The organism is Burkholderia sp. Bp9012 (genome assembly GCF_003853825.1).
GTDB classification, from domain to species: domain Bacteria; phylum Pseudomonadota; class Gammaproteobacteria; order Burkholderiales; family Burkholderiaceae; genus Burkholderia; species Burkholderia diffusa.
Genome location: NZ_QTQA01000025.1, coordinates 73608 through 94256, shown reverse-complemented (window position 1 = coordinate 94256; position 20649 = coordinate 73608). Strand labels below are relative to the sequence as shown.

Sequence of the window (20649 nt, the reverse complement as noted above, 5' to 3'; positions counted from 1 at the left end):
GTGAACGAGCCGATCCATGCGGCGCTTGCCGGCGCGGCAATCAACGCCGACGGCCACGCCGAAGGCGCCGATTACGCGAGCGACCGGATCCTCGCGCGCATCGGCCACGTCACGCGCACGCTGCGCGATTCGATGCGCGAGCTCGGGCTCGACAAGCATGTCGAGCGCGCGGCGGAAGCCGTGCCCGATGCGCGCGACCGGCTGCGCTACGTCGCGACGATGACCGAGCAGGCGGCCGAGCGCGTGCTGAACGCGATCGAGGTCGCCAAGCCGATGCAGGAGCGCATCCAGAACGAGGCCGAGGCGCTCGATGCGCGCTGGGCGCAGTGGTATGCGGCACCGATCGAGCACGCGGAAGTGCGCGAGCTGATGGACGACACGCGCACGTTCCTGCGCGCGCTGCCGGAGGCGGCGTCGGCGACCAGCGCGCAGTTGCTCGAGATCATGCTCGCGCAGGATTTCCAGGACCTGACCGGGCAGGTGATCAAGAAGATCATGGACATGGTCTACCTGATCGAGCAGCAGCTGCTCACCGTGCTCGTCGAGAACATCGCACCCGAGCGGCGCGAGCAGTTCGCGGCGACCGCGGCCGCGCTCGCGGCCGAGCAGATCAGCGCGACCGGCAGCCCCGAGTCGCTGCTGAACGGGCCGCAGATCGCGCCGGAAGGCAAGTCCGACGTCGTGCAGGATCAGGCGCAGGTCGACGATCTGCTTGCGAGCCTCGGCTTCTGAACCTGCCCCATCGCATCGGCGCCGTGCCCGATCGCGGAGCGGCCCGGTGCGCGTGGCTTTCGCAATGCTGGTCACACGAGCCCACACGTGCGGGTCGTGCCGCACGTCATGTTGCGTTGCGTCATGCCGCGTTGATTTGACACTACGACACACTCCGCAGGCATACTACGCGTCAGCAGCAACGAAGCGTCATTCTTAAGACTTTCATTTGTTGACTGGCGGCGCCGGATCCGATGGCGGCGCGCCGGCAACGAAGCCAGTCCCTTGGGGGGGAACGTGAAGCTGAAACGCTTGGGCTGGGCCGCCGCGCACGCGACGGCCGCAATGGGTGTGCTGTGGGCCGTCCACGCACAGGCCGAACTGGGCGGCGCGCCGATGTCGCCTCCGGCGGACGATCACGCCGCCACGGTGCGCGCGCTGCAGCGCGCGATGCGCTCCGCCGACGGCGCGCAGGCGAACGCGGCCGCCTACACCGTCCGCGAGATCACGCTCGGATCGGGCACCGTCATCCACGAATACACGACCGCGGCCGGCACCGTGTTCGGCCTCGCCTGGCGCGGGCCGAGCATGCCGGATCTCGAGTCGCTGCTCGGCAGCTATTTCCCGCAGTACACCGCCGGCGTCCAGGTCGCGCATGCGGCGCGCGGCTGGCGCGCGCCCGTGTCCGTCGATACGAGCGGCCTCGTGATCCGCACGGGCGGCCACATGGGCGCCTTCGCAGGCCAGGCGTGGCTGCCGGCGGCGCTGCCGGCCGGCCTGTCCGGCACCGACATCCAGTGACAGCGGGAGAGTGATCTTGCGAATTCCTCGTACCTTCAAGCGCTGGCTCGGCCTGCTGAGCGTCGCGGCCGTGACGGCCATGCTCGTGACCGCCTGCGGCGGCGGCGGTGACAACAACGGCGGGAGCGGCAATGGCGGCGGCTCCAACGTGTCGGACGGCAATACGGCGAACACGGCCGTGATCACCGTCGGCACCGGCGTCGCGCATGTGATCAACATTCCGACCGTCAACGTGAAGATCTGCGTGCCGGGCACGACGAACTGCCAGGTGGTCAACAACGTGCTCGTCGATACGGCATCGTACGGGCTGCGGCTGGTCAGCAGCGCGCTGTCGTCGGGTGTGTTGAACAACCTGCCGCAGACGACGAGCGGCGGCGCACCTGTGGCCGAGTGCGGCAAGTTCGTGTCGAGCTTCACATGGGGCTCGGTGCGCACCGTCGACCTGTCGATCGGCACCGAGCAGGCGGGCTCCCTGCCGGTGCAGATCATCGGCGATCTCGGCACCAGCAACGTGCCGAGTTCATGCTCGAACAACGGTGCCCGAACGTCGGCCAACACGGCCAGCGATCTCGGTGCAAACGGCATCCTCGGCATCGGGCCGGCGCCGGTCGACTGCGGCACGAGCTGCGCGACGTCGACGTCGGCGACGTCCAACAACTACTACGCGTGCCCGAACGGCAATTCGAGCTGCACGGTGGCGCTGGTGCCGGTTGCGCAGCAGGTGGCCAACCCGGTCCATCGCTTCGCGACCGACAACAACGGCGTGATCGTGCAGATGCCGACCATCTCGAGCAGCGGGCAGGGCAGCGCGACGGGCCTGCTGACGTTCGGGATCAATACGCAGAGCAACAACGGGCTCGGGGCGTCGACGGTGTTGACGTCGACGACGACGGGCGACGTCGATGCGACGTTCCTCGGCGGCAGCGTGACCGCGTTCTTCGATACCGGTTCGAACGCGTACTTCTTCAACGATTCGTCGCAGAAGGCCTGCTCGACCAATACGCAGTTCTATTGCCCGTCGTCGACGACCACCTACACGGCGACGCTGACCGGCAAGAACGGGACATCGGGCGGCGTGTCGATGCCCGTCGCGAACGCCGATGCGCTGTTCGCGAATTCGTCGACGTTCGCGTTCAACGACATCGCCGGCCCGTTCGGCCCAGCCGGGTGGCTCGATCTCGGCATGCCGCACTTCTACGGCAAGACGATCTACTTCGGGATGGACCGGACCGGCACCGGCGGCGCGCAGCCTTACGTCGCGTTCTGACCGCGCACGAACGGCGGCAGCAAAAGGGGGCGAGCGATCGCCCCCTTTTTTTTTGCCTTCGCCGGCGGCGACGCACTACGCTTCGGGCCGCCGCGCCGTGCCCGCACAGCGCCTACGATATAAAACCGGCACCGGTGCCGGCACGACATCGAGGAGACAGCGCCATGAGCCAGCGTATTCAACGCATCACGCCGTTTCTGTGGTTCGACCACGACGCCGAGGCGGCCGCGAACTTCTACGTGTCGGTATTCGACGACGCGCGCATCCTGCACGTCGCCCGCTACGGCAAGTCGGGTGCGCAGGCGTCGGGCCAGGCGGAGGGCGCGGTGATGACGGTGTCGTTCGAACTGGACGGGCAGGCGTTTCTCGCGCTGAACGGCGGCCCGGCGTTTCCGCTCACGCCGGCCGTGTCGTTCGTCGTCAACTGCCGCGACCAGCAGGAGATCGACCGGTACTGGACGGCGCTGGCCGAAGGCGGCGACGAGCGCGCGCAGCAGTGCGGCTGGCTGCGCGACCGCTTCGGCGTGTCGTGGCAAGTGGTGCCCGTGCAGATGCCCGAACTGATGGCGGGCGATCCGGCACGTGCCGAGCGCGTGATGGCGCAGGTGATGAAGATGAAGAAGCTCGATCTCCACGTGCTGGAGCAGGCGGCGGCAGGCTAGCGCGAACGCCGGCCAGCACGCGCCGTTTTCGACGTGCGCACGCGATGCCCGGCGATATTCCCGGCCGGCCGGTAAATGCGCGCCGAACGATCGATTCGATTATCGATCGCGGTGCGTTTCATGCTGGTGTAATCAATCCATGGATTATCTGGCTGTTGTTTCCGTCCGGACGTCGCGATTATAAAAATGACGTGACATGCCCGCGGGCGATACGGCATGCCGCCGCTGAAGCCGCGCCAGTTATGCCAGAGCCCGCGTGCGAGCCGGTCGGCACGCGAAAAGAGATGCAAGGCTCGGAAATTCAAACTTATAATGCCCGCGATGTTTCCGGGGTCGTCGATATAAAACATGAGGGCAATAAAATGAATTTCACCGAGGCTGTTCGTTCCGCATTCAATCAATATGCGAAATTCGAGGGCCGCGCGCGCCGTGCCGAATACTGGTATTTCGCGTTGCTGACCAGCGTCGTGTCGATCATCTGCCAGGTGATCACCATGTCGGGGCGCGACGCGAGCGCGCTTTCGCTGCTGTTGATGATCGTCGCGGCCGTCGTGTCGCTCGCGCTGGTGCTGCCGAGCCTCGCGGTTACCGTCCGCCGCCTGCACGATACGGGTCGCTCCGGCTGGTTCCTGCTGATCGCGCTCATTCCGATCGTCGGCGGGATCCTGCTGCTCGTGTGGATGTGCTCGCGCGGCACCAACGGCCCGAACCGTTTCGGCTCGGATCCGATTCCGGTGATCTGAGCGCCGCCCGCCTCGACGCGCGACGCCGTCGCGTCGGGGCGGGCCGACGATCGCTCCACGGCCGCCTCGATCTCCCGATTCCCCGCTTTACCCCGTCATCCGCGTCACGCGCCCGCCCGCGAACGCGGTTTCCACCGCCTCCCGGCCCCCCCGCGGCTGCCCGCGACCGCCCGCCGCACTGGCTCGCCCGATTCTCCGAAATACCCCCCTTTCCCGGCTTTGCTCGACCGATCGGCGTTTGACGTGCGCATGAATAATCGGTGTCACTGGAAAGCGGCATTTCGCCGTACCCGACTGGAGGCACCGTGGCAGACGAGAGCGATCTCGACAGAACCGAAGCCGCCACTCCGAGGCGCCGCGAGAAGGCGCGCGAGGAGGGGCAGGTCGCGCGTTCGCGCGAGCTGGCTTCGTTCGCGCTGCTCGCGGCCGGGTTCTACGGCGCGTGGCTGCTCGCGGGTCCGTCGGGCGCCCATCTCCAGACGATGCTGCGCGGTGCGTTCGCGTTCGATCGCGCGACCGCGTTCGATACGAACCGGATGCTGTCGGCGGCCGGCAGCGCAAGCGTCGAAGGTCTCGCCGCGCTGCTGCCGATCCTCGCGCTCACCGGCCTCGCCGCGCTGCTCGCGCCGATGGCGCTCGGCGGCTGGCTGATTTCGCAGAAGACCTTCGAACTCAAGTTCGACCGCCTGAACCCGATCGCCGGCCTCGGCCGGATGTTCTCGATCCAGGGGCCGATCCAGCTCGGGATGTCGCTCGCGAAGACGCTCGTCGTCGGCGGGATCGGCGGGATCGCGATCTGGCGCAGCAAGGACGAACTGCTCGGCCTCGCGACCCAGCCGCTCGGCTCGGCGCTCGCGGACGCGCTGCATCTGGTCGCCGTGTGTTGCGGCACGACGGTCGCCGGGATGCTGGTGGTCGCCGCGCTCGATGTGCCTTACCAACTCTGGCAGTACAACAAGAAGTTGCGCATGACGAAGGAAGAAGTGAAGCGCGAGCATCGCGAGAACGAAGGCGATCCGCACGTGAAGGGCCGCATCCGCCAGCAGCAGCGCGCGATCGCGCGGCGCCGGATGATGGCCGCCGTGCCGAAGGCCGACGTGGTCGTCACGAACCCGACGCACTTCGCCGTCGCGCTGCAGTACACGGACGGCGAGATGCGCGCGCCGAAGGTCGTCGCGAAGGGCGTGAACCTCGTCGCCGCGCGCATTCGCGAACTCGCGGCCGAGCACAACGTGCCGCTGCTCGAAGCGCCGCCGCTCGCGCGTGCGCTGTATCACAACGTCGAACTCGAACGCGAGATTCCCGGCTCGCTGTACTCGGCCGTCGCCGAAGTGCTCGCGTGGGTCTACCAGCTGCGGCGCTTCCGCTCGGAAGGCGGCGCCTTCCCGGCTGCGCCGATCGATCTCGACGTGCCGGCCGACCTCGACAAGGGGTCGTCGGTAGCGGCCGACGACGAGCGTGAGGAAGCCGAAGACACGCTCGGCAAGCAAGGAAACGCAGCATGAGCACCCCGACCACCGGCTTCTTCGCCAAACGCCAGAATCCGTTCGCCGGCACCAACCTGCGCGCGCTCGCGGGCCCGATCCTCATCTGCATGATCCTGGGGATGATGATCCTGCCGCTGCCGCCGCTGCTGCTGGATCTGCTGTTCACGTTCAACATCGCGCTGTCGGTGATGGTGCTGCTCGTCAGCATGTACACGATGAAGCCGCTCGACTTCGCGGCGTTCCCGAGCGTGCTGCTGTTCTCGACCCTGCTGCGCCTGTCGCTGAACGTCGCGTCGACGCGCGTCGTGCTGCTCGAGGGCCACACCGGCCCGGACGCCGCCGGCCAGGTGATCGAGGCGTTCGGCCACTTCCTCGTCGGCGGCAACTTCGCGGTCGGCATCATCGTGTTCGTGATCCTGATGATCATCAACTTCATGGTGATCACCAAGGGCGCGGGGCGCATCGCCGAAGTGTCCGCGCGCTTCACGCTCGACGCGATGCCGGGCAAGCAGATGGCGATCGACGCCGACCTGAACGCGGGCCTCATCAACGAAGAGCAGGCGCGCAAGCGGCGCCTCGCCGTGTCGCAGGAAGCCGAGTTCTACGGGTCGATGGACGGTGCGTCGAAGTTCGTGCGCGGCGACGCGATCGCGGGCCTGATCATCATGGCGATCAACGTGATCGGCGGGCTGATCGTCGGGATGGTCCAGCACGACATGTCGTTCGCCGCGGCCGGCACCAACTACACGCTGCTGACGATCGGCGACGGCCTCGTCGCGCAGATCCCGTCGCTCGTGATTTCGACGGCCGCCGGCGTGATCGTGTCGCGCGTCGCGACCGACGAGGACATCGGCACGCAGATCACCGGCCAGCTGTTCACCAACCCGCGCGTGCTGACCATCACCGGCGCGATCATCGGGCTGATGGGGCTGATCCCGGGCATGCCGCACTTCGCGTTCCTCGCGCTCGGCGGCGGCGCGATCTGGCTGGCCCGCACGCAGGTCCGCCGCGCGGCGGCCCGCGTGGCGGCCGGCGACGTGACCGAGATCGCACCGCCCGCCGCGCTGCCGGGCGACAGCCACGAGGCGACCTGGGACGACGTGCAGCTGATCGATCCGCTCGGCCTCGAGGTCGGCTACCGGCTGATTCCGCTCGTCGACAAGAACAGCGACGGCGAACTGCTCAAGCGCATCAAGAGCATCCGCAAGAAATTCGCGCAGGAGATCGGCTTCCTGCCGCCGGTGATCCACATCCGCGACAACCTCGAACTGCGGCCGAACGCATACCGGATCGCGCTGAAGGGCGTCGAGATCGGCGCGGGCGAAGTGTTCCCGGGCCAGTGGCTCGCCATCAATCCGGGCCAGGTGACGGCCGCGCTGCCGGGCGCCGTGACGCAGGACCCGGCATTCGGGCTGCCGGCCGTGTGGATCGACGTCGCGATGCGCGAGCAGGCGCAGGTGTACGGCTACACGGTCGTCGATGCGAGCACGGTCGTCGCGACGCACCTGAACCATCTGGTCGTCCAGCACGCGGCCGAACTGCTCGGCCGCCAGGAAGTGCAGGCGCTGGTCGAGCGCACCGGCAAGGACGCGCCGTCGCTCGTCGAGGACCTCGTGCCGAAGACGATCTCGCTCACGACGCTGCAGAAAGTGCTGCAGAACCTGCTCGAGGAAGGCGTGCCGATCCGCGACATGCGCACGATTCTCGAGGCCGTGTCCGAACACGCGGGCCGTGGCGATGCGTTCGAGATCACCGCCGCGGTGCGGCTGTCGCTCGGCCGCGCGATCACGCAGCAGTGGTATCCGGGCTCGGGCGAGATGCAGGTGATGGGCCTCGATTCGAATCTCGAGCGCGTGCTGTCGCAGGCGCTCGCCACCGGCGCGAACCCGGGCCTCGAGCCCGGCCTCGCGCACAACCTTCTGACCGGCACGCAACAGGCGATGCTGCGTCAACAGAATCTCGGGCTGCCGCCGGTGCTGCTGGTGCAGCACGCGCTGCGCGCGATGCTCGCGCGTTTCCTGCGCCGCAGCCTGCCGCAACTGAAAGTGCTGTCGTATGCCGAAGTGCCGGACACACGCACGATCAAAGTCGTTAACGTCATCGGGGGTTCCGCTTGAACATTCGCAAATTCACCGGCGCGACCAGCCGCGACGCGCTTCGCCTCGTGCGCGAGGCACTCGGCGCCGACGCCGTCGTGCTGTCGAACCGCACGCTCGATGACGGCAGCGTCGAAATCGTCGCACTCGCCGACTCGGATCTCGCAGCGGTCACGCCGCCGGCCGCCGTCCGGGCGCGCACCCTCGCGCCGCGCGCGGCGGAATCCGTGCCGGCAGCGGCCGTTCCGGGCATCGTGTCGCGCCCGGGTGCCGCGCTCGCGCGCCCGGCCGTCAATCCGTATGCGGCAAGCGAAGGCGGCCTCCCGGACGTGTTTTCGTCGGTGTTCGGCGCGAGCGCCGAAGCGACGGAACCGGCCGCGCAACCGACTGCCTTCGACGCCGCCACGGACGCGGCATCGCCGGTGCCCGCTGCCGGCACGCCGGCGGCAGCGTCCGAACCCGCGCCGTGGCTCGTCGAGCACGCGAAGCGCCTGACCCAGCAGCGCGAAGCGCTGATCGCCCGCGCGCAGGCCGCACCGGCCGCGCCGCAGGCGCCGGCCCGCGCGCAGCAGGACGCCGCGCCCGCGACGCCGGCCGGCTGGGCGCGCGACATCGTGCGCCCAGCCGAACGCCGGATGCCGTCGGCCGCTGCTGCTGCCGCCATGGCCCGCCCGAGCGAAACGAGCGCCGCGAAGCCGGCCGAACGCACGCGCCTGTCCGCGGAAGCCGCGGCCGCGGTGGCGGATGCGGTGAAGACGCGCATCGAGAGCATCGTCAACGACACCGTGATGCACGAGCTCGGCGCGATGCGCGGGATGATGGAAGAGCAGTTCGACAGCCTGATGTGGCACGACCGCCAGCGCCGCAGCCCGGTGCACGGCGCGCTGACCAAGCACTTGTTCTCGGCCGGCTTCTCCGCGCAGTTGGTGCGCATGCTCGTCGACAACCTGCCGTCCGGCGACGACGCGCAAACCTTCGAGCAGGCCGCCGAATGGGCGCAGTCGGTGCTCGCGGCGAACCTGCCGGTGCTCGAGAGCGAAGACGCGCTGATGGAGCGCGGCGGCGTGTTCGCGCTGATGGGGCCGACCGGCGTCGGCAAGACGACCACCACCGCGAAGCTCGCCGCGCGTTGCGTGATGCGCTTCGGCGCGAGCAAGGTTGCGCTCCTGACCACCGACAGCTACCGGATCGGCGGCCACGAGCAACTGCGCATCTTCGGCAAGATCCTCGGCGTGCCCGTGCACGCGGTGAAGGACGCGGGCGATCTCGAGCTCGCGCTGTCCGAGCTGCGCAACAAGCACATCGTGCTGATCGACACGATCGGCATGAGCCAGCGCGACCGCGCGCTGTCCGACCAGATCGCGATGCTGCACGGCGCGAACGCGCCGGTGCAGCGCCTGCTGCTGCTCAACGCGACGAGCCACGGCGACACGCTCAACGAGGTTGTCCAGGCCTACCGCAGCGCGGCCGAGTATCCCGATCTCGCCGGCTGCATCCTGACCAAGCTCGACGAGGCGACCCACCTCGGCGGCGTGCTCGACACGGTGATCCGGTACAAGCTGCCCGTCCACTACGTGTCGACCGGCCAGAAAGTGCCGGAAAACCTGTACGTCGCATCGACCCGGTTCCTGCTGAAGAGCGCGTTCTGCGTGCCGCGCGACGGCTCGCCCTTCGTGCCGCAAGACGAGGACATGCCGACGCTGCTTTCCGCCCTGACCGCACGTTCCACCGCCGAACTGCACGAGGTGCGATTTGGATAAACGGATCATCGATCAGGCCGAAGGGCTGCGGCGCCTGCTGGCCGGGCGCGCGTCGCGCATCGTCGCGGTGACGGGCGGGCCGGCGGGCGTCGGCTGCACGACGACCGTCGTGAACGTCGCGGCCGCGCTGGCCGCGCTCGGCAAGGACGTGCTCGTCGTCGACGAGCGCGCCGACGTGCATTCGGCCGCGGCGACGCTCGCGGGCGCATGGCTGCGCGACGGCGAACGCACCCGCGTCTCAGCCGGGTTCGGCCTGTGCGCGGCCGCGCGGGACGGCTACAGCGATTCGCAACTGAGCGACTTCATCGACGGCCAGGCCGACATCGTGCTGGTCGACGCGCAGCTCGGTGCCGACGGCACGTTCTCCCCGCTCGCGCGCGAGGCGCACGACGTGCTGATCGTCACGCGGGTCGCCGCGCAGGCGATCACCGAGGCGTACGCGTGCATGAAGCGCCTGCATTTCGCGCACGCGGTCGCGCAGTTCCGCGTGCTGACCAATCACGTCGGCAGCCACGCCGACGCCAGGACCGCATTCGACAACCTCGCGGGCGTCGCGAGCCGCTACCTGACGGTGTCGATCGCCGACGCCGGCTGCGTGAGCGCCGATCCGCTCGTCGAGCATGCGCGCGACCTGATGCACACCGCGGTCGACGCGTTCCCGTCGTCGGTCGCCGCGCGCGATTACCGGCAGCTTGCCGCCGACCTGCTGTACTGGCCGATGCGCCCGCGTTCGGGCGCCGGCCGGGCCGTGCATGCGGGCGGCAAGCCGTCGTACGAGGCGGGTGCGGCACACGCCGCGTGAGCGCCACAGGAAGGAGAGAGAGCCATGATGTACAACGCTCAAGGAAAGATGACCCAGGCCGACGTGCTCGCGCAATACGCGCCGCTCGTGCGGCGCCTGGGGCTGCAGCTCGTCGCGAAGATGCCGGCGAGCGTCGATCTCGACGACCTGATCCAGGCCGGCATGATCGGCCTGATGGACGCGGCCGGCCGCTACAAGGAAGACCAGGGCGCGCAGTTCGAGACCTACGCGACCCAGCGCATCCGTGGCGCGATGCTCGACGAGCTGCGCAGCAACGACTGGCTGCCGCGCAGCCTGCGCAAGACGTCGCGCGAGGTCGAGTACGCGGTGCACCAGGTCGAGCAGCAACTCGGCCGCTCGGCGAGCGAGACCGAGATCGCGCAGCACCTGAAGATGCCGCTCGACGAATACCAGGGGATGCTGCAGGACCTGCACGGCAGCCAGCTCATCTATTACGAGGATTTCGATCGCGCGGCCGACGACGAGCCGTTCCTCGACCGCTATCGCGTCGATCACGCCGATCCGTTGTCGTCGCTGCTCGACGAACACCTGCGCGAGGCGCTCGTCGAAGCGATCGACCGGCTGCCCGAGCGCGAGAAGCTGCTGATGTCGCTGTACTACGAGCGCGGGCTGAACCTGCGCGAGATCGGCGCGGTGCTCGAGGTGAGCGAATCGCGCGTGTGTCAGCTGCATAGCCAGGCCGTCGCGCGCCTGCGCGCGCGGTTGCGCGAACAGGCATGGGTCGGCGCCGAGAACTGACCCTTTCATGACGCCCGCGCGCGCCGACGCCGCGCGCGGTGCATGGCGCGCATTTCCCGCGCCGATTTGCTACAATCCCTCCCGTTTTCCGAGGAGCGTTGCGACGGACCATCCTGCGTCCGCCAGGCTCGGAAAGCTTCACCAAGCAGCCGTGCGGCATCATTTGCGCCGGCCCCGCTTCCTGAACGGCGCTCACGTCACCAATTTCTAGAACTTTTTTAGAAAGGAGGGCGTGATGAACGCCATTATCGATTCCCAGGCTTCCAAGGATTACATCGTCGCCGACATGGCGCTTGCCGGCTGGGGCCGCAAGGAACTGAACATCGCCGAGACCGAAATGCCGGGCCTCGTGCAGATCCGCGACGAATACAAGGCGCAGCAGCCGCTGAAGGGCGCGCGCATCGCAGGTTCGCTGCACATGACGATCCAGACCGGCGTGCTGATCGAGACGCTGAAGGCGCTCGGCGCCGATGTCCGCTGGGCGTCGTGCAACATCTTCTCGACGCAGGACCACGCCGCTGCCGCGATCGTCGAAGCCGGCACGCCGGTGTTCGCGTTCAAGGGCGAGTCGCTCGACGAATACTGGGAGTTCTCGCACCGCATCTTCGAATGGCCCAACGGCGAATTCGCGAACATGATCCTGGACGACGGCGGCGACGCAACGCTGCTGCTGATCCTCGGCTCGAAGGCCGAGAAGGACCGTTCGGTGATCGCGAAGCCGACCAACGAGGAAGAAGTCGCGCTCTTCAAGTCGATCGCGAAGCACCTCGACGCCGATCCGACCTGGTACTCGACGCGCCTCGCGCACATCAAGGGCGTGACCGAAGAAACCACGACCGGCGTGCATCGCCTGTACCAGATGGAAAAGGACGGCCGCCTGCCGTTCCCGGCGTTCAACGTGAACGACTCGGTCACGAAGTCGAAGTTCGACAACCTGTACGGCTGCCGCGAGTCGCTCGTCGACGGCATCAAGCGCGCGACCGACGTGATGATCGCGGGCAAGGTCGCGGTCGTCGCGGGCTACGGCGACGTGGGCAAGGGCTGCGCGCAATCGCTGCGCGGCCTGGGCGCGACCGTGTGGGTCACGGAAATCGATCCGATCTGCGCGCTGCAGGCGGCGATGGAAGGCTACCGCGTCGTGACGATGGAATACGCGGCCGACAAGGCCGACATCTTCGTGACGGCGACCGGCAACTACCACGTGATCAACCACGATCACATGAAGGCGATGCGCCACAACGCGATCGTCTGCAACATCGGCCACTTCGACTCGGAAATCGACGTCGCGTCGACCCGCCAGTATCAGTGGGAAAACATCAAGCCGCAGGTCGACCACATCATCTTCCCGGACGGCAAGCGCGTGATCCTGCTGGCCGAAGGCCGCCTCGTGAACCTCGGCTGCGCGACCGGCCACCCGTCGTTCGTGATGTCGAACTCGTTCGCGAACCAGACGCTCGCGCAGATCGAACTCTTCACGCGCGGCGAACAGTACGAGAACAAGGTGTACGTGCTGCCGAAGCATCTCGATGAAAAGGTCGCGCGCCTGCACCTCGCGCGCATCGGCGCGAACCTGTCCGTGCTGTCGGACGAGCAGGCTTCGTACATCGGCGTGCAGAAGGACGGCCCGTTCAAGCCGAACCACTACCGCTACTGATGCACCGCCGCCGCCGCGCCGCACGCGCCCCGCAGCGGGCGTGCGCGGTGCGGCGGCCGGCCGCGGTCACCGACCGACCAGATCGACAACCGAACCGGAGCCCTCCATGAGCGTCATCCTCACCTGGGTCATCAACGCCCTCGCGCTGCTGATCATCACGTACCTCGTGCCGTCGATCCACATCAAGAGCTTCGGCACCGCGCTGATCATCGCGGTCGTGCTCGGCCTCATCAACACGGTGATCCGTCCGGTGCTGATCCTGCTGACGCTGCCGGTCACGATCGTCACGCTCGGGGTGTTCATCCTCGTCGTGAACGCGTTGTGCTTCTGGTTCGCGTCGTCGCTGCTGAAGGGTTTCGAGGTGTCGGGTTTCTGGTCGGCGTTCTTCGGTTCGATCCTGTACAGCATCGTGTCGTGGCTGCTGTCCGCGCTGATCTTCGGGCAGCGCGACATCGGCTGACGGCCGCGCCCATTCTTGCGAATCATGAAATCGATCGAACTCTCGTTTGAATTCTTCCCGCCGAAGACGGCGGACGGCGTCGAGAAGTTGCGCGCGACGCGTGCGCAGCTGCTGCCGCTGAAGCCGAAATTCGTCTCCGTGACGTTCGGCGCCGGCGGCTCGACCCAACAGGGCACGCTCGATACCGTGCTCGACATGCAGAAGGACGGCCTCGAGGCCGCGCCGCACCTGTCGTGCATCGGCTCGTCGCGCGACAGCCTGCGCGCGATCCTCGACCAGTACCGCTCGCACGGCATCCGCCATATCGTCGCGCTGCGCGGCGACTTGCCGTCGGGGATGGGCGAGGTCGGCGAGCTGCGCTATGCGTCCGAGCTCGTCAGCTTCATCCGCGCCGAGCATGGCGACTGGTTCCACATCGAAGTCGCCGGCTATCCGGAATACCACCCGCAATCGCGCTCGCCGAAGGCCGATCTCGAGAACTTCGCGCGCAAGGTGAAAGCCGGCGCGAATTCCGCGATCACGCAGTACTTCTTCAACGCCGACGCGTATTTCCGCTTCGTCGACGATGCGCGCAAGCTGGGTGTGGACGTGCCGATCGTGCCGGGCATCATGCCGATCACGAACTTCTCGCAGCTGATGCGCTTCTCGGAAATGTGCGGCGCGGAAGTGCCGCGCTGGGTCGCGCGCCGGCTCGAAAGCTTCGGCGACGATCGCGACGCGATCCGTGCGTTCGGCGCGGATGTCGTCACGAGCCTGTGCCAGCGCCTGATCGACGCGGGCGTGCCGGGTCTGCACTTCTATACGCTGAACGCGGCGACCGCCACGCGGACGATCTGCGAACGGCTCGCGATGTAAGCGCCGCCGCGCGGTTGCACGTGCAAAAGCCCCGCCGGTCCTGCCGGCGGGGCTTTTTTTTCGATGTTTGCGGAAGCGGCCGCGCGCGTCAGCGCTGCGCCTGCATCAGCGGCGGACGCCGGTCGAACCACGGCCGCGCCTGTTCGAGCTGCCGCGCGAGCCTGAGCAGCAACGCCTCGTCGGTGTGGCGCGCGACGAACTGCACGCCGATCGGCAGGCCGCGCGCGTTCCAGTAGAGCGGCACCGACATCGCCGGCTGGCCCGTCAGGTTGAACAGCTCGGTGCAGCCGGCCCACGCGAACGCCTTCTCCGAGGCCTTCGCGAGCATTTCCCGCAGCAGCGGTTTGACCGGCAACGCGCCGAGCAGCTTCATCTGCGCGGCTTCGAGCGGCGTCGGCTGCAGCTCGCCGATCTTGACCGGCGGCCCCGCGAGCGTCGCGCACAGGATCGCGTCGTAGCGCGACACGAGGCCCGCGACCTGCACGGTGAGCTGGCGCTGCCATTCGAGCACGTCCGGCAAGCGCGCGCGGGCGATGCGCCTGCCGACGACGGCCATCGCCCACGTCGCCGGTTCGAACTCCGCGCGCTTCGGCGTGCGCCCGGTCACCGCGCGCGCGCCCAGCACCATCTCCTCGGCGATCGTCGCCCACAGCGTGAGAAAGGTTTCGGCCGCGCGTGCGTAGTCGATGTTCAGCGTCGCCGGCTCGACGTGATGACCGAGCGATTCGACGAGCGCGGCCGCGTCGTCGAGCGCCGCGCGCGTGTCGTCGGAGAGCGCCGGCGCGAGCATCGGGTCGACGACGAGGCCGATCCGCAGCGGCCCGGGCGGTGTGTCGAGCTCGCCCAGAAAGGTGCCGGGCGCGCCGGGCGGCAGCGTCTGGCCGGTCGTCACGTCGAGCAGCAGCGCGCTGTCGCGCACGCTGCGCGAAACCGCATGCTGGACGACCAGCTCGCCGTTCGACGGCAAGTCGACCAGCACCGGATTGCGGCTCGGTTTCAGGCCGAACAGCCCGCAGCACGACGCCGGAATCCGGATCGAGCCGCCGCCGTCGGACGCATGCGCGAGCGGCACGATGCCTGCCGCGACGGCCGCGGCCGCGCCGCCGCTCGAGCCGCCGGGCGTGTGATCGAGGTTCCACGGATTGCGGCACGCGCCGAACAGTTCGGGTTCGGTGTACGGCATCTGGCCGATTTCCGACGTGTTGGTCTTGCCGAACACGTTGAGTCCCGCCGCGCGGCTGCGCGCGATCACCAGTGAGTCGTCGGCGGGGACGAAGTAGCGATAGTGGCGGCTGCCCATCGACAACGGCAGCCCCGCGACCGCCGCGCCGAGATCCTTGACGAGATACGGGACACCCGCGAACGGCGCGTCGGTGCTGGTAGCGACGGCCGATTCCGCCCGCTTGCGCGCATCGTCGTAGTCCTGCAGCACGATCGCGTTGATCGCGCCGTTCACCGCTTCGGCCTGGCCGATCGCGGCGTCCAGCAGTTCGCGCGGGCTCGCCTTGCGCTCGCGCACGAGTGCGGCAAGCCCGATCGCGTCATGCGCGAGATAGTCCGAGTGCATCGCAGTCACCCCCGTTGTGACCCGTGGCGATGAAAGGAGGATAACGCGGGCCCGACGCGCCGGGCCCGCTGCCGGCTGCCGTTACACGTGCTCGGCGAGGAACGTCAGCGTGCGGCCATGCGCGAGCGCCGACGCGCGCTGGTTGTACGACGCGCGATCGGTGCAGTTGAAGCCGTGTTCGGCGCCCGGATACAGGTGGAACGATGCGTTGTGGCGGCCCGCGAACGCGGCCTTCACCTGCTCGACCGCGTCGAGGGGGATTCCGTGGTCGTTCTCCGCGTAGTGGAACAGGATCGGCTGCGTGACCTTGCCGGCAAGGTCGAGCGCATTCTGGATACCGCCGCCGTAATAGGCGACCGCCGCATCGACCTTGCCGGCCGCGGCCGCGCGGTACGCGAGCTGGCCGCCGAAGCAGTAGCCGATCGCGGCGACCTTGCCGGCGACTTCGGGGCGCGCGCGCAACGCGTCGGCGGCCGCGCCGATATCCGCGACCGCGAGACCGACGTCGGTCTTCTTCATCAGCTCGATGCCCTTGTCGCGATCGGCGCCTTCGTAGGTCAGTTCGACGCGCGGCTGCGTGCGCCAGAAGACGTCGGGCGCGAGCGCGACGAAGCCGTCGGCCGCGTACTGGTCGGCGACCGCGCGGATGTGCGCGTTAACGCCGAAGATCTCCTGGATGATGATGACGGCGGGGCCCTTGCCGCGCTTGGGCAGCGCGAGGTAGCCACCGAAGCTGTCGTTACCGGTCGGGATGTCGATCCATTGGGCAGTCACGTTGGAACTCCTGGCGAACGGGTGCGCGACACGCGCACCGCGGATGGAAAAAAGGCGGCCTAGTGTGCCACCAATCCGGTGGCGCTGCAGCGCGCAAGCGGCGCGCCTGGCGGGTGTGCGCGCGTGTCGAATCCGCGTCTCGGACCCGCTTCTCGCGCAGCGATCGTTTCGATCTCGATTATTCATTTTTCGGCGATGCGCCGCTTCGATAGAGTCGATGTGTAGGCCTTTACAAAGCGCTTTCGCACATCGTCATCGAAGGATTCGCCATGTCCACCCGTGCATTTTCCACGCCGTTTTCCGAGCGCTTCGGCCTGCGCCTGCCGCTCGTGCAGGCGCCGATGGTCGGCGCGACCACGGCCGCGATGGTCGCGGCCGCATCCAGTGCCGGCGCGCTCGGCAGTCTCGGCGCCGGCGCGTTCGAGCCGGATCGTCTCGCGACCGAAGTCGCCGCCATTCGCGCGGCGACCGCGCGTCCGTTTGCCGTGAACCTGTTCGTGTTGCCCGACGCCGTGCCCGACGCGGCGACCGTCGCACGTGCGCTTGCCGCGATCGATCCGTTGAACGCGACGCTCGGGCTGCCGCCGGGCACTGCACCCGCGCGCTACGCGCCCGACTTCCGCGCGCAATTCGACGCGCTCGTCGCGCTGCGCGTGCCGGTCGCGAGCTTCACGTTCGGCGTGCTCGACGCGGCCGACGTCGCGCGCCTGAAGGCCGCCGGTACCTACGTGATCGGCACCGCGACGCACGTCGCCGAAGGGCTCGCGTGGCAGGCGGCCGGGGCCGATGCGCTGTCCGCGCAGGGCGCCGAAGCCGGCGGCCATCGCGGTACCTTCATCGGCTCGGCCGACGATGCGCTGATCGGCACGCTCGCGCTGGTGCCGCAGCTCGTCGATGCGACCGGCCTGCCCGTGCTCGCCGCGGGCGGCATCATGGACGGCCGCGGGATCGCCGCCGCGCTCGCGCTCGGCGCGCAGGGCGCGCAGCTCGGCACCGCGTTCCTGACCTGTGCGGAAAGCGCGATCGCGGCGGACTGGAAAGCGCGGCTGCTCGCGAGCGCCGATACGTCGACGCAGGTCACGCGCGCGATCACGGGCCGCCATGCGCGCGGATTGCGCAATACGCTGATGATGCGGCTCGGCGAACGCGTGGCCGACGCCGCGCCGTATCCGGTGCAGAACGCGCTGACCCAGCCGCTGCGCCAGGCCGCCGCGCGCGCGAACGACGGCGATTACCTGTCGCTGTGGGCCGGGCAGGGCGCACCGCTCGCGCGACGGCGCGCCGCCGCGCTGACGACGTCGCAACTCGTCGACGCGCTCGACGCCGAATGGCGCGCAACGGCCGCCTGACCGGCCCGTATCGAAGCGAGAAAAGCGCGTGTTGTCACGCGCTTTTCATTCAATGATCCCGCGCACAAAATACCGAATCGAAATGACGCGGGAATGCTTTGAATCAACCTTTCATCCGGTCGTCCGAAATTAGCGGAAACCCTTATCTGGTGGGGCTTGCAGCGAATTCGAGGATTCATTCCAAAGCGCCCGTATCGGTAGTGTTACCACTACCCCAAAAAAGTCCCACAAATTAATTTGATCACCTACACTTGCGCGCAAGTACGGGTGGGCGGCCGCTACAAGCGGCTGTTTCCCTACGTGCTTGAGGCCAAGTGCATGAACGATGCAACCGGCGAATCGTCCAGTGAATGCAAACACAGGGATGGCAGCGGGGCACCGGGCGATGGCGTTTTTTGGGACCGAAACTGGAGACTTACATGAATATCAAGATGCAAAAGCTGTTGCCGATCACCGCAGCTGCGATGCTGTGTGCTGCAGCTGCAGGCAACGCAGCCGCCGATCAAGTCGTCAAGATCGGCCACGTCGCGCCGTTGACGGGCGGCATTGCACACCTGGGCAAGGACAACGAAAACGGCGCGCGTCTCGCAGTCGAGGAGATCAACGCCAAGGGTCTCACGGTCGGCGGCCAGAAAATCACGCTGCAACTCGACCCGCAGGATGACGCGGCCGACCCGCGCCAGGCCACGCAGGTTGCGCAGAAGCTCGTCGACGACAAGGTCGTCGCGGTGGTTGGCCACCTGAACTCGGGCACGTCGATCCCGGCCTCGAAGATCTACAGCGATGCGGGCATCGTGCAGATCTCGCCGTCGGCGACCAATCCGGCTTACACGCAGCAAGGCTTCAAGACCACGTATCGCGTGGTGGCGACCGATGCGCAGCAGGGCCCGGCACTCGCGAACTACGCGCACTCGAAGGGCATCAAGAGCGTCGCGGTGGTCGACGATTCGACCGCATACGGCCAGGGTCTCGCGAACGAGTTCGAGAAGAAGGCGAAGGCGCTCGGCCTGAAGGTGATGTCGCACGACGCGACCAACGACAAGGCGGTCGACTTCCGCGCGATTCTGACCAAGATCAAGGGCGAGAATCCGGACGCGATCATGTACGGCGGCATGGACGCCACCGGCGGCCCGTTCGCGAAACAGGCGAAGCAGCTCGGCCTGCGCGCGAAGATCCTGGCGGGCGACGGCGTGTGCACGGAAAAGCTGGCCGACCTGGCCGGCGACGCGACCGACAACGTCGTGTGCTCGGAAGCCGGTGCTTCGCTCGAGAAGATGGCGGGCGGCGCGGCGTTCAAGGCGAAGTACGAGAAGCGCTTCGGCCAGCCGATCCAGATCTACGCACCGTTCACGTACGACGCCGTGTACATCATCGTCGATGCGATGAAGCGTTCGAACTCGACGGATCCGGCGAAGATCCTCGCGGCGATGCCGGCGACGAACTACTCGGGCGTGATCGGCACGACGACCTTCGACTCGAAGGGCGACCTGCAACACGGCGTGATCTCGCTGTACAACTACAAGAACGGCAAGAAGTCGCTGCTCGACGAAGTGAAGATGTAAGCTGAAAAGCGGTCGACAGAAGGGGTGAAGGCGCGCCTGCGGCAACGCAGGCGCGCTTTCTTTTTGGCGATCTCGCAGCGGGTGGCCGGCTCGCCGCGCGGTCAGATCTTCAGGTGCGCGAGCACCTTCGGCGCGACGGCCGCGACGAGCGCCGCGCACAGCGCGACGACCGACAGGCCGACGGTCAGGTTCACGGCCTGCGCGACCGCACCGATCACGACCGGACCGAACAGCAACCCGAAATACGCGAGTCCGGCCACGTGCGCGAGCCCCTCGGCCGCGTGGATGCCTTTCACGCGCGCGGCGGCGGCGAACAGCACGGGCATCATGTTCGCGAGGCCGAGGCCCATCAGCGTGAAGCCCGTCAGCACGGCGATCGGGTTCGGCAGCAGCAGCGCGCCGATCATCCCGGCGCACGCGAGCGACGCGCTCGCGAACACGAGCTGCGGCGCGCCGAAACGCGCGCGCACCGCATCGCCCGCGAATCGCGCGATCGCCATCCCGCCGGAGAATGCTGCATAGGCCGCGCTCGCGAGTGCGGGGCTCGCCGCGACGACGTCGCGCATGTAGACCGTCGCCCAGTCGTACATCGCACCTTCGGCGATCAGCGCGATCAGCGCGATGCCGCCGAGCATCCACAGCGCGGGCGAGCGCCAGCGGTTGCCGCCGCCGTGCGCGTGTTCGTGATGCGGCACGTGCGGCAGCACGGCCGGGCTCGCGACGAGCAGCACCGCCGCGCTGACGGCCGCCGCGAGCGCGAGATGCACGGCGGGCGCCATACCGGCCGACAGCAGCGCGCCGCCGGCCGCCGCCCCCGACATCCCGCCGATGCTGAACATCCCGTGCAGCGACGACATGATCGGCTTGCCGAGCGCGATCTCGACCGCGCTCGCCTCCGCGTTCATCGCGACGTCGAGCGTCGCCATCGAGAAGCCGAACAGCGCGAGCACGACGAGCAGCATCCAGTAATCGGGCACGGCGAGGATCAGCGCCGCGCACGCGGCCATCACGAGCCCGCCCGCGAGGCACGCGGTGCGCGAGCCGACGCGCGCGATCCAGCGCGCGATCGTGAGCATCGCGGCGATCGAGCCGCCCGCGACCGCGAACAGCGCGATCGACAGCAGCCCCGGGCTCAATGCGAACTTGTCGCGCACGGTCGGCACGTGCACGCCCCACGACGCGTACATCATGCCGGCGATGAAGAACAGTGCCATCGTGGCCGTGCGTGCGCGCTGGCGGACCGGCAAGGCCAGCAGGCGATGCGCGTCGGGCGGCGCGGCGAAGTCGGACGAGGATCGGGAGGAGGTTTCGGACACGGAGCGCTCTTGAATGGACGGTGC

At 68.1% G+C, this 20649-nt stretch carries 18 protein-coding genes and 1 riboswitch; of the genes, 15 read left to right on the top strand and 3 right to left on the bottom strand.

Translation table 11 applies throughout. The annotated features are described in order from the left end of the window. From cheZ to metF, 13 genes are all read left to right on the top strand, one after another. The gene (gene cheZ / locus DIE11_RS28595) at positions 1-732 is read left to right on the top strand and encodes a protein phosphatase CheZ (protein WP_059601920.1); all 732 of its coding nucleotides are present in this window, start codon (positions 1-3) and stop codon (positions 730-732) included. 276 nt (positions 733-1008) lie between these two features. After that, the gene (locus DIE11_RS28590; RefSeq protein ID WP_124628642.1) at positions 1009-1512 is read left to right on the top strand and encodes a DUF2844 domain-containing protein; all 504 of its coding nucleotides are present in this window, start codon (positions 1009-1011) and stop codon (positions 1510-1512) included. A 16-nt stretch (positions 1513-1528) separates the two neighbouring features. Next, positions 1529-2779: a DUF3443 domain-containing protein gene (locus DIE11_RS28585; protein ID WP_124628640.1), complete on the top strand. Its 1251-nt coding sequence runs from the start codon at positions 1529-1531 to the stop codon at positions 2777-2779. Positions 2780-2943: 164 nt separating this feature from the next. After that, the gene (locus tag DIE11_RS28580; RefSeq protein WP_124628638.1) at positions 2944-3441 is read left to right on the top strand and encodes a VOC family protein; all 498 of its coding nucleotides are present in this window, start codon (positions 2944-2946) and stop codon (positions 3439-3441) included. Positions 3442-3485: 44 nt separating this feature from the next. After that, the gene (locus tag DIE11_RS37120; RefSeq protein ID WP_260437191.1) at positions 3486-4184 is read left to right on the top strand and encodes a DUF805 domain-containing protein; all 699 of its coding nucleotides are present in this window, start codon (positions 3486-3488) and stop codon (positions 4182-4184) included. Between the two features lie 305 nt (positions 4185-4489). Continuing rightward, the gene (gene flhB, locus DIE11_RS28570) at positions 4490-5689 is read left to right on the top strand and encodes a flagellar biosynthesis protein FlhB (RefSeq protein ID WP_124628635.1); all 1200 of its coding nucleotides are present in this window, start codon (positions 4490-4492) and stop codon (positions 5687-5689) included. Continuing rightward, positions 5686-7788, top strand: coding sequence for a flagellar biosynthesis protein FlhA (flhA, locus tag DIE11_RS28565; protein ID WP_059682816.1), 2103 nt, complete (start codon positions 5686-5688; stop codon positions 7786-7788). Before flhB ends, flhA begins: the two co-directional genes overlap by 4 nt. Further along, positions 7785-9527: a flagellar biosynthesis protein FlhF gene (flhF, locus tag DIE11_RS28560; RefSeq protein WP_124628633.1), complete on the top strand. Its 1743-nt coding sequence runs from the start codon at positions 7785-7787 to the stop codon at positions 9525-9527. Before flhA ends, flhF begins: the two co-directional genes overlap by 4 nt. Next, positions 9520-10329, top strand: coding sequence for an AAA family ATPase (locus DIE11_RS28555; protein WP_124628631.1), 810 nt, complete (start codon positions 9520-9522; stop codon positions 10327-10329). The genes flhF and DIE11_RS28555 overlap by 8 nt, the downstream gene beginning before the upstream one ends. 24 nt (positions 10330-10353) lie before the next feature. Then, positions 10354-11088 (top strand): RNA polymerase sigma factor FliA, encoded by a 735-nt coding sequence (locus DIE11_RS28550; protein WP_124628629.1) that lies wholly within the window; start codon positions 10354-10356, stop codon positions 11086-11088. An 84-nt stretch (positions 11089-11172) separates the two neighbouring features. Then, positions 11173-11289: riboswitch (S-adenosyl-L-homocysteine riboswitch) on the top strand. 34 nt (positions 11290-11323) lie between these two features. Next, on the top strand, positions 11324-12742 hold the full coding sequence (gene ahcY, locus DIE11_RS28545; protein ID WP_059533465.1) for an adenosylhomocysteinase: 1419 nt from the start codon (positions 11324-11326) through the stop codon (positions 12740-12742). A 106-nt stretch (positions 12743-12848) separates the two neighbouring features. Then, the gene (locus DIE11_RS28540) at positions 12849-13202 is read left to right on the top strand and encodes a phage holin family protein (RefSeq protein ID WP_006477367.1); all 354 of its coding nucleotides are present in this window, start codon (positions 12849-12851) and stop codon (positions 13200-13202) included. Positions 13203-13226: 24 nt separating this feature from the next. After that, on the top strand, positions 13227-14057 hold the full coding sequence (metF, locus tag DIE11_RS28535) for a methylenetetrahydrofolate reductase [NAD(P)H] (protein WP_059601901.1): 831 nt from the start codon (positions 13227-13229) through the stop codon (positions 14055-14057). A gap of 88 nt (positions 14058-14145) precedes the next feature. On the opposite strand, the gene DIE11_RS28530 is transcribed toward metF, so the two are convergent. Next, positions 14146-15624: an amidase gene (locus DIE11_RS28530; RefSeq protein ID WP_124628627.1), complete on the bottom strand. Its 1479-nt coding sequence runs from the start codon at positions 15622-15624 to the stop codon at positions 14146-14148. Between the two features lie 81 nt (positions 15625-15705). Further along, a complete protein-coding gene (locus DIE11_RS28525) occupies positions 15706-16398 on the bottom strand; it encodes a dienelactone hydrolase family protein (RefSeq protein ID WP_124628625.1) in 693 nt (230 codons plus the stop codon). A 269-nt stretch (positions 16399-16667) separates the two neighbouring features. On the opposite strand from DIE11_RS28525, the gene DIE11_RS28520 reads away from it, so the two are divergent. Then, positions 16668-17747 carry a nitronate monooxygenase family protein gene (locus tag DIE11_RS28520; RefSeq protein ID WP_124628623.1) on the top strand — a complete coding sequence of 360 codons (1080 nt, stop codon included), beginning with the start codon at positions 16668-16670 and terminating at the stop codon, positions 17745-17747. 419 nt (positions 17748-18166) lie between these two features. Beyond that, entirely contained in the window at positions 18167-19309 is a 1143-nt protein-coding gene (locus DIE11_RS28515) for a branched-chain amino acid ABC transporter substrate-binding protein (protein WP_124628621.1), read from the top strand. A gap of 101 nt (positions 19310-19410) precedes the next feature. On the opposite strand, the gene DIE11_RS28510 is transcribed toward DIE11_RS28515, so the two are convergent. Beyond that, the gene (locus DIE11_RS28510; RefSeq protein WP_059682833.1) at positions 19411-20625 is read right to left on the bottom strand and encodes an MFS transporter; all 1215 of its coding nucleotides are present in this window, start codon (positions 20623-20625) and stop codon (positions 19411-19413) included. Between the last annotated feature and the right edge of the window lie 24 nt (positions 20626-20649).